11 protein-coding genes and 1 tRNA gene are annotated in these 14,128 nt (G+C 70.8%); 7 read left to right on the forward strand and 5 right to left on the reverse strand.

What is annotated here, in order from left to right:
• The first annotated feature begins 175 nt into the window (after positions 1–175).
• The 4 genes from ACIQKA_RS17765 to purM all read left to right on the forward strand — a co-directional run bounded on the left by ACIQKA_RS17765 (position 176) and on the right by purM (position 4,789).
• On the forward strand, positions 176–964 hold the full coding sequence (locus tag ACIQKA_RS17765) for a sterol carrier family protein (RefSeq protein ID WP_383433828.1): 789 nt from the start codon (positions 176–178) through the stop codon (positions 962–964).
• Positions 965–1,053: 89 nt separating this feature from the next.
• On the forward strand, positions 1,054–1,881 hold the full coding sequence (locus tag ACIQKA_RS17770) for an META domain-containing protein (protein ID WP_402541459.1): 828 nt from the start codon (positions 1,054–1,056) through the stop codon (positions 1,879–1,881).
• A gap of 230 nt (positions 1,882–2,111) precedes the next feature.
• Positions 2,112–3,638, forward strand: coding sequence for an amidophosphoribosyltransferase (purF, locus tag ACIQKA_RS17775; protein WP_366373069.1), 1,527 nt, complete (start codon positions 2,112–2,114; stop codon positions 3,636–3,638).
• A gap of 71 nt (positions 3,639–3,709) precedes the next feature.
• The gene (purM, locus tag ACIQKA_RS17780; protein WP_383149277.1) at positions 3,710–4,789 is read left to right on the forward strand and encodes a phosphoribosylformylglycinamidine cyclo-ligase; all 1,080 of its coding nucleotides are present in this window, start codon (positions 3,710–3,712) and stop codon (positions 4,787–4,789) included.
• A gap of 138 nt (positions 4,790–4,927) precedes the next feature.
• On the opposite strand, the gene ACIQKA_RS17785 is transcribed toward purM, so the two are convergent.
• Positions 4,928–5,185, reverse strand: a complete 258-nt coding sequence (locus ACIQKA_RS17785) for a DUF3073 domain-containing protein (protein WP_383149276.1) — start codon at positions 5,183–5,185, stop codon at positions 4,928–4,930.
• Between the two features lie 290 nt (positions 5,186–5,475).
• Positions 5,476–6,576, reverse strand: a complete 1,101-nt coding sequence (locus ACIQKA_RS17790; RefSeq protein WP_383433819.1) for a Leu/Phe/Val dehydrogenase — start codon at positions 6,574–6,576, stop codon at positions 5,476–5,478.
• A gap of 156 nt (positions 6,577–6,732) precedes the next feature.
• On the opposite strand from ACIQKA_RS17790, the gene ACIQKA_RS17795 reads away from it, so the two are divergent.
• Together ACIQKA_RS17795 and bldC are read left to right on the forward strand one after the other, a co-directional pair.
• Complete coding sequence (locus ACIQKA_RS17795) at positions 6,733–7,596, forward strand: hypothetical protein (RefSeq protein WP_383149272.1); 864 nt, start codon at positions 6,733–6,735, stop codon at positions 7,594–7,596.
• A gap of 783 nt (positions 7,597–8,379) precedes the next feature.
• On the forward strand, positions 8,380–8,586 hold the full coding sequence (gene bldC / locus ACIQKA_RS17800) for a developmental transcriptional regulator BldC (RefSeq protein ID WP_003949541.1): 207 nt from the start codon (positions 8,380–8,382) through the stop codon (positions 8,584–8,586).
• Positions 8,587–8,914: 328 nt separating this feature from the next.
• Here bldC and ACIQKA_RS17805 read toward each other — a convergent pair whose 3' ends face one another.
• The 3 genes from ACIQKA_RS17805 to hrpA form a co-directional block, all read right to left on the reverse strand.
• Complete coding sequence (locus ACIQKA_RS17805; RefSeq protein ID WP_383149270.1) at positions 8,915–9,115, reverse strand: DUF6274 family protein; 201 nt, start codon at positions 9,113–9,115, stop codon at positions 8,915–8,917.
• Between the two features lie 129 nt (positions 9,116–9,244).
• Positions 9,245–9,318, reverse strand: a tRNA-Asp gene (locus ACIQKA_RS17810).
• Positions 9,319–9,462: 144 nt separating this feature from the next.
• Positions 9,463–13,425: an ATP-dependent RNA helicase HrpA gene (gene hrpA, locus ACIQKA_RS17815; RefSeq protein WP_383149268.1), complete on the reverse strand. Its 3,963-nt coding sequence runs from the start codon at positions 13,423–13,425 to the stop codon at positions 9,463–9,465.
• 391 nt (positions 13,426–13,816) lie between these two features.
• Here hrpA and ACIQKA_RS17820 point away from each other — a divergent pair, with 391 nt between their 5' ends.
• Positions 13,817–14,110, forward strand: coding sequence for a hypothetical protein (locus ACIQKA_RS17820; protein WP_402541462.1), 294 nt, complete (start codon positions 13,817–13,819; stop codon positions 14,108–14,110).
• Positions 14,111–14,128: the final 18 nt, after the last annotated feature.

Consider the following 14,128-nt stretch of genomic DNA (forward strand, 5'->3'; position numbering starts at 1 on the left):
TCCCAACCGTCGAGCCCTCACCTGCCGGGCCCCGGCCCATCGAGGCTCCGCCCATCGAACCCCCACCTGCCGAGCCCGTATCCGTCGAGCCCCCACCCGTCGAGCCCCACCCGCCCGGTCTCCGTCCCCGACGCGTCCGCCGTCGACCGTCACCGTCGCCGACTACCCTCACCCCATGCCACCGGCCAAGAAGCGCACCCGCAGTTACGACTCCGCCAAGACCCGGGCCGCGGTCCACGCCCAGTTCCGGCACGTACGGGCGGCCGTCGAGGCGTTCACGCCGGTCCAGCTCGACGGGCCGACCCGGCTCGGGGAGTGGACCGTGCGGGACCTGGCGGCGCACCTCGCGCGGATGGTCGACTCCGTGCCCCGGCTGCTCGCCGCTCCCGCGCCGGCCGCGAGGGAACTGGCCCTGCTCGACTGGCCGTCCAGGACCGCCCCGGCCGCCGAACGGATCGACGCGGACGCGCGCGGGACCGACGCCTCCGACCTGCACGGGCTCTACGCGCGCGTGCAGGACGACTACGAGGAGGCGGTGGCGGGCGCGTCCGACGGGCGGCTCCTGCCGCTGAGCTTCGGGGCCATGACGCTCGGGGACTTCCTCGTCACCCGGACCGTCGAACTCGTCGTCCACACCGACGACCTGAACGAGGCGACCGGCGCCGGCATCCCGTACGACCGGCAGGCGCTCGCCGCCTGCACCCGTCTCCTCGCCGACGTCCTCGCGGCGCGGGCTCCCGGAGGGGCGGTCGAGGTGCGGGTCCCGCCGTACGCCGTCGTCCAGTGCGTGGAGGGCCCCCGGCACACCCGGGGCACCCCGCCCAACGTGGTCGAGACGGACCCCCTGACCTGGATCCGGCTCGCGACCGGGCGCGTGGAGTGGGCGACGGAGCTGGACGCGGCCCTGGTGAGCGCGAGCGGCGAACGCGCCGACCTGGCGGACCTGCTGCCCCTGATGGGCTGACGGCGTGGGCTGACGGCCGGTCGCCGCAGGTCCGCCGGGGGCCGGCGGGGGCCGTGGAACCGACTCGTCCGCTCGTCCGTCCCATTTCCATGTCGAAGCCACGAGCACTCGTCGTCCTGGTCCCGCTCCTCCCGGCCCTCCTGCTCACCGCGTGCGGCACGGAGGGAGGTCAAGGCTCCGGGTCCGGGGCGGGCACCGTCTCCCCGGACCTTCCGCTCACCGGCACGCACTGGACCGTCGACGAAGTCACCGTCGACGGGAGCGCGTCCGACGCCCCGCGCGACGCCCGCGTCGCGTTCGGGAAGGACGGGCGCGTCACGGGCAGCGGAGGCTGCAACACCTTCAACGCCACCGTCGCCGTGAAGGGCGACACCCTCACCGCCTCCCCGGGGCCCATGACCGAGATCGCCTGTTCCGACGACCGGATGAGGTTCGAGAAGGAGCTGGTCGAGGCGTTCTCCGGCGAGCTGAAGGGCACGCTGAAGAACGACACGCTCACCCTGACCTCCCCCGACGGGCGGAACGTCCTCGCGCTCACCGCCGAGCGCCCCGCCCCGCTGCGCGGCACCGCGTGGAAGGTCGACGGCCTGCTCTCCGGGAAGACCGCGTCCTCCCTGCCCGCCGGCAGCGAGGGCAAGGCGCGGATCGTCCTGGGCGAGGACGGCAAGGTCACCGGGAACCTGGGCTGCAACAACTTCTCCGCGACCGCGAAGACCGACGGCACGACCCTCACCGTCGAGGGCCCGGCGGCCACCACCCGGATGATGTGCACGGGCCCGCAGATGAAGCTGGAGACCAAGCTGTACGAGCTCCTCGACGGGCCGCTCACCTACCGGGTCGACCACCGGACCCTGACGCTCGCCGACGCCTCCGGAGAAGGACTGACCGCCACCGCCGAACCGGCCGGACGCGCGTAGCGTCCGGGGTTCGAATCCGCTCCGATTGCGAACTCCGTCACATCGCGGGACGGCTCCGGGGACGGTACGAGCGTCCGCTTTCCACGGCCCCGGAGCCGGAATCCCTTCCCCCGCCTGGTTTGTAGCCCTCTCCAAGCACGAGATGATCATTTCGTGCGATCGCACGAGTGCGGCCGATCCCGCTTTTCCTCAATTCGGACCAGTGGTCGAGCCCGTCTACACTCGGAAACGTGCCACGTGGTGACGGTCGACTCAATCACGACCTGCTTCCCGGTGAGAAGGGCCCCCAGGACGCTTGCGGCGTCTTCGGTGTCTGGGCTCCGGGTGAAGAGGTCGCAAAGCTCACGTACTTCGGGCTCTACGCCCTCCAGCATCGGGGCCAGGAATCCGCGGGAATCGCGGTCAGCAACGGCTCCCAGATCCTCGTCTTCAAGGACATGGGCCTCGTGTCCCAGGTCTTCGACGAGACCTCTCTCGGTTCCCTCCAAGGTCACATCGCGGTCGGTCACGCCCGCTACTCGACCACCGGGGCCTCCGTGTGGGAGAACGCGCAGCCGACGTTCCGGGCGACCGCCCAGGGCTCGATCGCGCTCGGCCACAACGGCAACCTGGTGAACACGGCGCAGCTCGCCGAGATGGTCGCGGACCTGCCCAAGAAGGAAGGGCGCGCGACCCGGGTCGCCGCCACCAACGACACCGACCTGGTCACCGCGCTCCTCGCGGGCCAGGTCGACGAGGACGGCGCGCCGCTCACCATCGAGCAGGCCGCCGCGAAGGTCCTCCCCGAGGTCCGGGGCGCCTTCTCCCTCGTCTTCATGGACGAACACACGCTCTACGCGGCCCGCGACCCGCAGGGCATCCGCCCGCTGGTCCTCGGCCGCCTGGAGCGCGGCTGGGTGGTCGCCTCCGAGTCCGCCGCCCTCGACATCTGCGGCGCCAGCTACGTCCGCGAGGTCGAGCCGGGCGAGATGATCGCGATCGACGAGAACGGCATCCGCACCTCCCGGTTCGCGGAAGCGAAGCCCAAGGGCTGCGTCTTCGAGTACGTGTACCTGGCCCGCCCGGACACCGACATCGCCGGCCGGAACGTGTACCTCTCCCGCGTGGAGATGGGCCGCCGCCTCGCGAAGGAGGCGCCCGTCGAGGCCGACCTGGTGATAGCGACCCCGGAGTCCGGCACCCCGGCCGCCATCGGCTACGCCGAGGCCTCGGGCATCCCCTTCGGCGCCGGCCTGGTGAAGAACGCCTACGTCGGGCGCACCTTCATCCAACCCTCCCAGACCATCCGCCAGCTGGGCATCCGGCTGAAGCTGAACCCCCTCAAGGAAGTCATCAAGGGGAAGAAGCTCGTGGTCGTCGACGACTCGATCGTCCGCGGCAACACCCAGCGGGCCCTGGTCCGGATGCTCCGCGAGGCCGGTGCGGCCGAAGTCCACATCCGGATCTCCTCCCCGCCGGTCAAGTGGCCCTGCTTCTTCGGCATCGACTTCGCGACCCGCGCGGAGCTGATCGCCAACGGCATGTCGGTCGACGAGATCGGCAAGTCGCTGGGCGCGGACTCGCTCTCGTACATCTCCCTGGAGGGGATGATCGAGGCGACCACGATCCAGAAGCCGAACCTCTGCCGGGCCTGCTTCGACGGCGAGTACCCGATGGAGCTCCCGGACCCCGAGCTGCTCGGCAAGCAGCTCCTGGAGACCGAGCTGGCCGCCGGCCCGGCCGCCACCGCGGCCTCCGACGCGCTCCGTCGTCCGTAGCGGCGCGTCAACGCCCGTCAACAGCCCGTAAGACCCCGCTGCAACCGCAGTACGACACGAAAGTTCCCAGCATGTCTGAGTCCCTCAGTGCCGAAGGCGGCGCCAGCTACGCGTCCGCGGGCGTCGACATCGAGGCGGGCGACCGCGCCGTCGAGCTGATGAAGGAGTGGGTGAGGAAGACGAAGCGCCCCGAGGTCCTGGGCGGCCTCGGCGGCTTCGCCGGCCTCTTCGACGCCTCCGCTCTCAAGCGCTACGAGCGCCCGCTGCTCGCCTCGGCCACCGACGGCGTCGGCACGAAGGTCGACATCGCCCGTCAGATGGGCGTCTACGACACCATCGGCCACGACTTGGTCGCGATGGTCATGGACGACATCGTCGTCTGCGGCGCCGAGCCGCTCTTCATGACCGACTACATCTGCGTGGGCAAGGTCCACCCGGAGCGGGTCGCGGCGATCGTCAAGGGAATCGCCGAGGGCTGCGTCCTGGCCGGCTGCGCCCTGGTCGGCGGCGAGACCGCGGAGCACCCGGGCCTCCTCGGCCCGGACGACTTCGACGTCGCCGGCGCGGGCACGGGCGTCGTGGAGTACGACCGGCTGCTCGGTGCGGACCGCATCCGCACGGGTGACGCGGTCATCGCCATGGCCTCCTCCGGCCTTCACTCCAACGGGTACTCGCTCGTGCGGCACGTGGTCTTCGACCGCGCCGGCATGGCCCTCGACCAGCGGGTCGACGAGCTCGGCCGGACGCTGGGCGAGGAGCTCCTGGAGCCCACGAAGATCTACTCGCTCGACTGCCTGGCCCTCACCCGGACCACGGACGTCCACGCCTTCAGCCACATCACGGGCGGCGGCCTGGCGGCCAACCTGGCCCGGGTGATCCCGGACGGCCTGCACGCCACCGTCGACCGGTCGACCTGGGCCCCGGGCGCGATCTTCGACCTGGTCGGCAAGGCCGGACAGGTGGAGCGCCTGGAGCTGGAGAAGACCCTGAACATGGGCGTCGGCATGATGGCCGTCGTGCCGGCCGAGTCCGTGGACGTGGCCCTGGCCACTCTGGCGGACCGCGGGGTCGAGTCCTGGGTCGCGGGCGAGATCACCGAGCGCGGCGACCGCACCACCGGCGCCGAGCTGGTCGGGGACTACGCGAACTGACCCGTAGACGACGTACGCATCGGGGGCGCCCTCAGGGGCGCCCCCGATCGCCGTCTCCGCCGCTGTTTCCGTATGCGCACGCGGACAGCACAGAAACCCGGCCGGGTGTACCGGACCGGGTTTCGGTGGTTCAGAAGGTCAAGCGCGACGCGAGGAGGACGAAGAGGGACCGGACTGGTCGTCGTCGTCCTCGTCGTCCGTGTTGTAGAGATCCGCGTACTGGGCGTACGGGTCGTCTTCCTCGTCGTCGTCCTCGAACGGCTCGCCATTCGGCGGCTGGCTCGAAGTCGAAGCGCCCAGCTCATTGGCCAGACGCGTCAGGTCCGTCCCGCCGCTGCTGTACTTCAGCTGGCGGGCGACCTTGGTCTGCTTGGCCTTTGCCCGGCCGCGCCCCATGGCTCGACCCCCTCGGTGACGGGGCTCGATGGCCCCAGAGTCTTGACACGCGTTCATGATTCGGAGCGGGCTCTCGAAGGAGAGACCGGCCCGTAGGGCTTCAACGGTACCTGTTTCCGTGGGTCTACGGTACGCCGTGCGCATCACATACCCCGGTACAGAACCTTCGAGGTGCCCTTTCCTCGCTGGTCAGTCGCGATTTTAACCTCTTCTGGGGGTACGACCCGCCGACAAGGGTGAGGGAAGTCTCCCCGGCGCCCTTCCGGAGGCGGGCCGCCCCCCGGCCCGGCTCAGCCGCGCCGCGCCTCCGCCATGCGCTGCTCGGCGATCCGGTCGGCCGCCGCGGCCGGCGGAATCCCGTCTTCCTTCGCACGTGCGAAGATCGCGAGCGTGGTGTCGAAGATCTTCGTCGCCTTCGCCCTGCACCGGTCGAAGTCGAAGCCGTGCAGCTCGTCCGCGACCTGGATCACGCCGCCGGCGTTGACCACGTAGTCGGGCGCGTAGAGGATCCCGCGCTCCTCCAGGTCCTTCTCGACGCCGAGGTGGGCGAGCTGGTTGTTGGCCGCGCCGCAGACGATCTTCGCGGTGAGGGCCGGCACGGTGTCGTCGTTCAGGGCGCCGCCGAGCGCGCACGGCGCGTAGACGTCCAGGCCCTCGACGCGGATCAGCGCGTCGGTGTCGGCGACCACCTTCACCTGCGGGTGCTTGTCGGTGATCCGGCGCACCGACTCCTCGCGCACGTCGGTGACGTACACCTCCGCGCCGTCCTCCAGGAGGTGCTCGACGAGGTAGTGGCCGACCTTGCCGACGCCCGCGACGCCGACCTTGCGGCCGCGCAGCGTGGGGTCGCCCCACAGGGTCTGCGCGGAGGCGCGCATGCCCTGGAAGACGCCGAAGGCGGTGAGCACGGAGGAGTCGCCGGCGCCGCCGTTCTCGGGGGAGCGGCCGGTGGTCCACCGGTTCTCGCGGGCGACGACGTCCATGTCGGCGACGTAGGTGCCGACGTCGCAGGCCGTGACGTACCGGCCGCCGAGGGAGGCGACGAAGCGCCCGTAGGCGAGGAGGAGTTCCTCCGTCTTGATCTGCTCCGGGTCGCCGATGATGACGGCCTTGCCGCCACCGTGGTCGAGACCGGCCAGGGCGTTCTTGTACGACATGCCGCGCGCCAGGTTGAGCGCGTCGGCGATCGCCTCGGCCTCGGTGGCGTACGGGTAGAAGCGGGTGCCGCCGAGGGCCGGGCCCAGGGCGGTGTTGTGGAGGGCGATGACGGCCTTGAGGCCGGTCGCGCGGTCCTGGCAGAGCACGACTTGCTCGTGGCCACCCTGTTCCGAACGGAAGAGGGTGTGCAGCACGTCTGCGGGATCGACAGGAACGCCGGTCACATCGGTCACGGTGGTGACTCCCAAGTACGAAGCGGCGGTTTCGGGCCCTCCCTGCGGGTGGGGGAGGGACCGGTTCGGCAAGAGGGTAAGCGCTACCTGGGCGTAGATCAGCCTCCGTGCGCAGGATCACCCCCTCGGGGAGTGCCTCCGTGGAAGGATCGCGACATGTCGGTCCCCTCCTCGGTCCCCGTCCCCTACGCGTCCTACCTGCGGGTGTACGAGCCGCTGGCCGCGTTCCCCGAGCCGGAGCGGTCCCACTGGGCCCGGTACGCGCGGCGGCCCCGCACCCCGGGGGCGCAGGAGGAGCTGCGCCGGTCGCTCGCGGACCTGCTGCCGACGCCCCCGGTGCCGGTGCCGGTCCACGAGAGCGGCGAGGCCTTCGTCGCCCATCTGGACGGGGTGGTGGTGATCTGCCCGTGGCGGACCCGGCTGCGCGGCTGGCTGGCCCTGGAGGAGCTGGTGGCGGAGGGGTATCCGGGGCCGGTGCTCGACGCGATGCTGCCGCCGGTGGTGCGCGCCCAGGTGGCGGCGGACCACGAGCGCTGGCTGGCGCGGAACCCGGACGCGCGCCCGTGGATCCGTACGGCGGTGTGGCAGGTGCCGGTGCGCTGGTTCGCCCTCTTCGGCGACGAGGACCGGCAGTACGAGCCGGGTGTCCCGAAGGAGGGGGACGAGCCGGGCCGGGCGCCGGTGCTGCGGTACCGCACGACGATGGCCCAGGCGCGGCGCCGGCTCGCCCGGGCCCTGCGGGCGCTGCGGGAGTCGATCGACGAAGGTCCCATGACGGAGGCCCTGATCGAGGTGGGGCGCTGGCTGGAGGAGTTCCATCCGCGCGCCATGGTGGAGCTGGACTTCGGCGGCCTGGTGCACGCGGTGCCGGAGGAGTGGCTGGCGGAGGAGCGGTCGGCGGCCCGGCTGGCGGAGGGGATCGCCGCGCTGCGGGCGGGGGACGGCGAGGCGGCGAGCGAGGCGTACGGACGGCTCGCCGAGCGCTGGCGGGCGATCAGGGACCTGCGGTTCGCGAACTGACGCCCTCGTGGAGGGGAGGGGCGCCCTCCTGACGAGCCGGCCGTCGTCGAGAGGAGGCGGCCGTCGTCGAGGGGGCCCGGCCGTCGACAGCGGGGGCCCGGCCGTCGTCGATCGGCAACCGTGGCCGGTCCGGAGCGGTCCGGCCGTCGAGAACCGGTAACCGTGGCCGGAAGCCTCCGTGCGCGAACTGACATCAGTCGGGCATCTTCGTCAGGTCGGTATCGACAAGACATGTCCGACCGGTGTAAATGATCTTCAAGGCCCCTGGAGCCGACGGCTCCCGGGTCCCTCCGCGCTCTCCTCCCCGGTCCACGGGGACTTCGGCTCCCGTTCGGCGGGGGACGTTGGTCCCGATCCGGGCCTTTGGCTCAAGCGTGACGGACAGCACTTAACGCACCCTTGCGCCGATCACCCATCCTCGTGCCAAAATAGGACAAGGAGTCCGGGGAGGGTTCCTTCCGCCCAACTTTGGGCGGAACGCTCAGCATTGCACTCTATGGGGGGTCTGAGGACTCCTGATCGCCCTGTGACTGATCGTCACAGACGCGTGACTGTCCGTTATGGCATGGTCCATCGACTTCCGCCGCTGATGAACACCTGCGAGGGCAATTCCATCGGTTTGGCCGACGTGGCTGGACGGATGGTGTAGTTGTAGTGCCGAGGACAAGCCGTTCGTCCTATAACCGACTCGGCCCGCTTCTGCCATTTCGGGCAACGCGGGTCAAGGTGCAGAATTTAGAGGAAAGAACCGAGATTGGTTCGGTTCTCCCGAGGAGGCCGCTCATGACCGCTCGCACCCCTGATGCCGAGCCGCTGCTGACCCCTGCCGAGGTCGCCACGATGTTCCGTGTGGACCCGAAGACGGTGACCCGTTGGGCCAAGGCGGGCAAGCTCACGTCCATCCGCACCCTGGGTGGGCACCGCCGGTACCGCGAGGCCGAGGTCCGCGCGCTGCTGGCGGGCATTCCGCAGCAGCGCAGCGAGGCCTGAGGTCGCGTGACACCCCGCAGTACCCCGTAACACCGGGCCCCGTCGGATCCCCCAATCCGTTGGCCCACCCCTAGCTCTGCCGGCGCACACCTGCCCCAACAGGTCTTCGCCACATGATCGCGCTGGACTCCGCCGGGTCCAGCGCGATTTTTTGTGCCCGACTCCGCCCGGCGGACAGTCGTGCAATTGCACCGATTAAATGGGACCGGTGTAGGGAGGGTGTAAGTGAAGTGGTTTCTGAAACTCTTTCAGTGACACCCGTCACACGCGCGGGCCCTTGCCAAGGTCAAGCCTGCCACTTCGAGGAGGGCGTCCCGCCCGCCGTTGGTCACGGGTCGACGGGACCTTCGTCCTCCGCCGCCGACGCCTGCTCCTCGGCCTCGGAGGCCTCCGGGACCTCCATGGCGAGCCTCAGGAGGCGGTGGCAGACCACGCAGTGGCGCGTGAGGTGCCCGTACCGCGACGCGGCCGCCAGATGGGCGCGCAGCAGTGCTCGTGTGTCGTGCCGTGCTGCGGACGCCGCGGCCATGCGCGACCACCTCCAGTCGGGGCCCCCGATTCCCTGAAGTCCGGAGTACCGGCGGGCACGGGCCCCCGTCAAGACGTGCGAACACAACGAAGGCCCGCATCTCACGATGCGGGCCTTCGTTCTTCGAGGCGATCCTGACGGGACTTGAACCCGCGACCTCCACCTTGACAGGGTGGCGAGCTAACCAACTGCTCCACAGGACCTTGCTCGCAGCCCTCGTTCAAGCGGCTGCGAGAGAGACTGTACAGCAGGTCAGCGGGTCCGGTCGAACTCACCGACCGCGAGGCCCCGGTCACCGGCCCGCACGGATCCGGCAGGGCGTTTCCCGCCGGTCCGCGCCGGTCCGGCTACGGGACCATCGCGTCGATCGCCTTCACGATCCGCTTGTCCGAGACCGGGTGCGCCGTCCCCAGGGCGTGCGCGAAGTAGCTCACCCGCAGCTCCTCGATCATCCAGCGGATGTCGGTGACCTCGGCCGGCACCGGCCGCCCCTTCGGGAGCTGTTCGAGCAGCCAGGCGTACTCGTCCTGCATCTCCTGGACCTTCTCCATCCGGGTGGTGTCCCGCTGGACCCCGGTGGGCATCTGCTGGAGCCGCCGGTCCACCGCCACCAGGTAGCGCATCAGGTCCGGGAGCCGCTTCAGGCCCGTACGGGTGACGAAGCCGGCCGGCATCAGCCAGTCCAGCTGCGCCCGCACGTCCCGGAGGTTCGGAAGGAGCGCCGGGCTGCCCGTGGACTTCAGGCGCCGCTCGCAGGCCTGCCAGGCCGCCAGGATCTGCTGGACCTGGCCCACCGTCCGCACCGTCGTGTCCACCAGGTCCGCGCGGACCTTGTCGTACAGCTTCCGGAAGGACTCCTCGTCCCAGGCCGGGCCGCCGTGGTCCGCGATCAGCTTGTCTGCGGCGGCGGTCGCGCAGTCGTCGAAGAGGGCCTGGATCGAACCGTGCGGGTTCGAGGACAGGGCCAGCTTCTGCTGGTTGGTCAGCTTGTCCGAGGCGAACTTCGCCGGGTTCACCGGGATGTTCAGCATGATCAGCTTCCGGGTGCCCCGCCACATCGCGAGCGCCTGCTCGGCCTCCGTGTCGAAGAGCCGCACGGCCACGGTGTCGCCCTCGTCCACGAGCGCCGGGTACGCCTTGACCGGCTGGCCCGCCCGTCTGGTCTCGAAGACCTTCGTGAGCGTGCCGATCGTCCAGTCCTTCAGTCCCGAGCGCTCCAGGGAGGGGCCGGAGCCGTCCGGGCCGCCCGTGGCCGCCGCGGCGGCCTTGGAGAGGGCCTGGCGGGCCTTCGGGCGCAACGCGAGCCGCAGCGTCTCCAGGTCCTTGGCCTCGGCCAGCTTCCGGCGCCGCTCGTCGACGATCCGGAAGGTCACCTTGAGGTGCTCGGGCACCTTCGCCCAGTCGAAGTCCTCGGCCGTCAGCGGCACTCCGACCATCCGCTGGAGCTCGCGCGCCAGCGCCGTCGTCAGCGGCTCCTGCACGGGCACGACCGCGTCGAGGAAGCGGCCCGCGAAGTTGGGCGCCGGGACGTAGTGGCGGCGGATCGGCTTCGGCAGGGAGCGGATCAGCTCCGTGACGACCTCGGCCCGCAGGCCCGGGATCTGCCACTCGAAGCCCTCGTCCGTCACCTGGTTGAGCACCTGGAGCGGTATGTGGACGGTCACGCCGTCCGCGTCCGCGCCCGGCTCGAACTGGTACGTCACCCGGAACTTGAGCGGGCCCTGCCGCCACGAGTCCGGGTAGTCGTCCTTGGTGACCGCCCCCGCCTTCTCGTTGATGAGCATCTCGCGCTCGAAGTCGAGGAACTCCGGCTCCTCGTGACGCTTGTGCTTCCACCAGGAGTCGAAGTGCGCGCCGGAGACGACGTGCTCGGGGACCCGCTTGTCGTAGAAGTCGAAGAGCGTCTCGTCGTCGACCAGGATGTCCCGGCGCCGGGCCCGGTGCTCCAGCTCCTCGACCTCGGTGAGCAGCTTGCGGTTGTCGGCGAAGAACTTGTGGTGGGTGCGCCAGTCGCCCTCGACCAGCGCGTTCCGGATGAACAGGTCCCGGGAGACCTCCGGGTCGATCCGCCCGTAGTTCACCTTGCGGTCGGCGACGATCGGGACGCCGTACAGGGTCACCTTCTCGAACGCCATCACGGCCGCCTGGTCCTTCTCCCAGTGCGGCTCGCTGTACGTCTTCTTCACCAGGTGCTGGGCGAGCGGCTCGATCCACTCGGGCTCGATCCGGGCGTTCACCCGGGCCCAGAGGCGCGAGGTCTCCACCAGCTCGGCGGACATGACGAAGCGCGGGGGCTTCTTGAAGAGCGCGGAGCCGGGGAAGATCGCGAACCTGGCGCTGCGGGCGCCGAGGTAGTCGTTCTTCGCTGTGTTCTTCCCGCCCTCCCCCCCGGCGTCCTTCACGTCCTTCAGACCGATGTGGGACAGGAGTCCCGCCAGGAGGGACACGTGCACGGACTGCTCCGGCGCGTCCTCCTCGTTGGGGTGGATCCCCATCTGCTTCGCGACCGTCCGCAGCTGGGCGTAGATGTCCTGCCACTCGCGGATCCGCAGGAAGTTCAGGTACTCCTGCTTGCACATCCGGCGGAAGGAGCTGGAACCCCTCTCCTTCTGCTGCTCGCGCACGTACCGCCACAGGTTCAGGTAGGCGAGGAAGTCGCTCGTCTCGTCCTTGAACCGGGCGTGCTGCTGGTCGGCCTGCGCCTGCTTCTCCGCCGGCCGCTCGCGCGGGTCCTGGATGGAGAGCGCCGCCGCGATCACCATGACCTCGCGGACGCAGCCGTTCCGGTCCGCCTCCAGGACCATCCGGGCGAGCCGGGGGTCCACGGGGAGCTGGGACAGCTTCCGGCCCTGCTCGGTGAGCCGCTTCTTCGGGTCCTTCTCGGCCGGGTCGATCGCGCCCAGCTCCTGGAGGAGCTGCACGCCGTCCCGGATGTTGCGGTGGTCCGGCGGGTCGATGAAGGGGAACTTCTCGATGTCGCCGAGACCGGCGGCGGTCATCTGGAGGATGACCGAGGCCAGGTTCGTCCGGAGGATCTCGGCGTCCGTGAACTCGGGACGGGACAGGAAGTCGTCCTCCGAGTACAGCCGGACGCAGATGCCGTCGGACGTACGGCCGCAGCGGCCCTTGCGCTGGTTGGCGCTGGCCTGGCTGACGGGCTCGATCGGCAGCCGCTGCACCTTCGTCCGGTGCGAGTACCGCGAGACGCGGGCGGTGCCCGGGTCGATCACGTACTTGATGCCGGGGACGGTCAGGGACGTCTCGGCGACGTTGGTGGCGAGGACGATCCGGCGGCCGGAGTGGGCCTGGAAGACGCGGTGCTGCTCGGCGTGCGACAGGCGCGCGTAGAGGGGGAGGACCTCGGTGTTGCGCAGCTTCCGCTTGAGGAGGGCGTCCGCCGTGTCGCGGATCTCGCGCTCGCCGGAGAGGAAGACCAGGATGTCGCCGGGGCCCTCGCCCTGGAGCTCGTCGACGGCGTCGCAGATCGCCGTGATCTGGTCCCGGTCGGCCTCCTCGCCGTCCTCTTCGAGGAGCGGCCGGTAGCGCACCTCGACGGGGTACGTACGGCCGCTGACCTCGACGATCGGGGCGTCGCCGAAGTGGCGGGAGAAGCGCTCCGGGTCGATGGTCGCGGAGGTGATCACGACCTTGAGGTCGGGGCGCTTCGGGAGGAGCTGGGCCAGGTAGCCGAGCAGGAAGTCGATGTTGAGGGACCGCTCGTGGGCCTCGTCGATGATGATCGTGTCGTACGCGCGCAGCTCGCGGTCCGTCTGGATCTCCGCGAGCAGGATGCCGTCCGTCATCAGCTTCACGAAGGTCGCCTCGGGGTTCACCTGGTCGGTGAAGCGGACCTTCCAGCCGACGGCCTCGCCCAGCGGGGTCCTCAGCTCGTCGGCGACCCGCTCGGCGACCGTGCGGGCGGCGATCCGGCGGGGCTGGGTGTGCCCGATCATGCCCCGGACGCCCCGGCCCAGCTCCAGACAGATCTTCGGGATCTGGGTGGTCTTTCCGGAGCCCGTCTCACCGGCGACGATCACGACCTGGTGGTCGCGTATCGCCTCCAGGATCTCGTCCTTCTTCTGCGAGACGGGGAGCTGTTCGGGATAGGTGACGGCGGGCACGCGCGCGGCGCGCGCGTCGACGCGTTCCTTGGCCTTGGCCGCCTCTGCGGCGATCTCGTCCAGGACGGCCGCGCGGGCCTCGGGCTTGCGGATGCGGCGGGCGCCTTCGAGACGGCGGCCGAGCCGGTGGGAGTCCCGCAGCGAGACCCCGGCCAGGACGGACTGGAGGGCGGCGAAGGAAGTAGACATACGGAATCCAGGATCGCACCTGCGGACGAGAAGCGGCGAACCGATTTACGGAGGGGCGGGGCGCGGCTCCCGGCGGGGAGGGAGGAGGGGGGAAGTGCGTACTATTTCGGGCACGCCGACCGGACCGGAGAGGTTTCGCATGTTCCGCACCACCCGCGCGCCGACGGCGTTCGCCGCGCTCCTGGTGCTGGGGCTGGGGCTCCTGGTGGGGGGCGTGCGGGGGGAGCGGGCGGTTTCCGCCGTTTCCGCCGGCCCCGTGGCCTCCGCGTCCACGGCCGCCGCCGGTCCTGTGGCTTCTGTGGCTCCCGCTTCGGCCGGTCCCGCGGCTTCCGCTCCCGCCGGCCCCGTGGTCTCCGTTTCGGCCGGTCCTTCCGCGGCTCCCGCCGGTCCCGTGGCTTCCGCTCCCGCCGGTCCTTCCGTGCCCTCCGCCGGTCCTCCGGTCTCCGCTCCGGGGGACGGTGTGCCCGGCTGCGATCCGGGCCGGTCCGTCGTCGCGGGCGCCGACGGACCCGTCGTACCGCCGCGCGCGCACGGCTTCGCGGAGCTGCTGCCCGCCCTCGCCGCCGACCGGGCGCCGGGCGGGGCCCGGTGCGTGGCCGCGGACGGCCGGGAACCGGCGCCGGGGCGGGAGCCGCCCGACCTCGTACCGCCGTCGCCGGTGGAGCTGTCGGTCCTGAGGGTGTAGACGGACGGCCCTCCTCCG

The organism is Streptomyces sp. NPDC092045, assembly GCF_044756005.1.
Classification (GTDB): Bacteria; Actinomycetota; Actinomycetes; order Streptomycetales; family Streptomycetaceae; genus Streptomyces.

Coding starts and splice junctions, on each gene's coding strand:
- ACIQKA_RS17765 (WP_383433828.1), top strand. CDS start 176: ATGCCACCGGCCAAGAAGCGCACCCGCAGTTACGACTCCGCCAAGACC.
- ACIQKA_RS17770 (WP_402541459.1), top strand. CDS start 1,054: ATGTCGAAGCCACGAGCACTCGTCGTCCTGGTCCCGCTCCTCCCGGCC.
- purM (WP_383149277.1), top strand. CDS start 3,710: ATGTCTGAGTCCCTCAGTGCCGAAGGCGGCGCCAGCTACGCGTCCGCG.
- ACIQKA_RS17785 (WP_383149276.1), bottom strand. CDS start 5,185: ATGGGGCGCGGCCGGGCAAAGGCCAAGCAGACCAAGGTCGCCCGCCAG.
- ACIQKA_RS17795 (WP_383149272.1), top strand. CDS start 6,733: ATGTCGGTCCCCTCCTCGGTCCCCGTCCCCTACGCGTCCTACCTGCGG.
- bldC (WP_003949541.1), top strand. CDS start 8,380: ATGACCGCTCGCACCCCTGATGCCGAGCCGCTGCTGACCCCTGCCGAG.
- ACIQKA_RS17805 (WP_383149270.1), bottom strand. CDS start 9,115: ATGGCCGCGGCGTCCGCAGCACGGCACGACACACGAGCACTGCTGCGC.
- hrpA (WP_383149268.1), bottom strand. CDS start 13,425: ATGTCTACTTCCTTCGCCGCCCTCCAGTCCGTCCTGGCCGGGGTCTCG.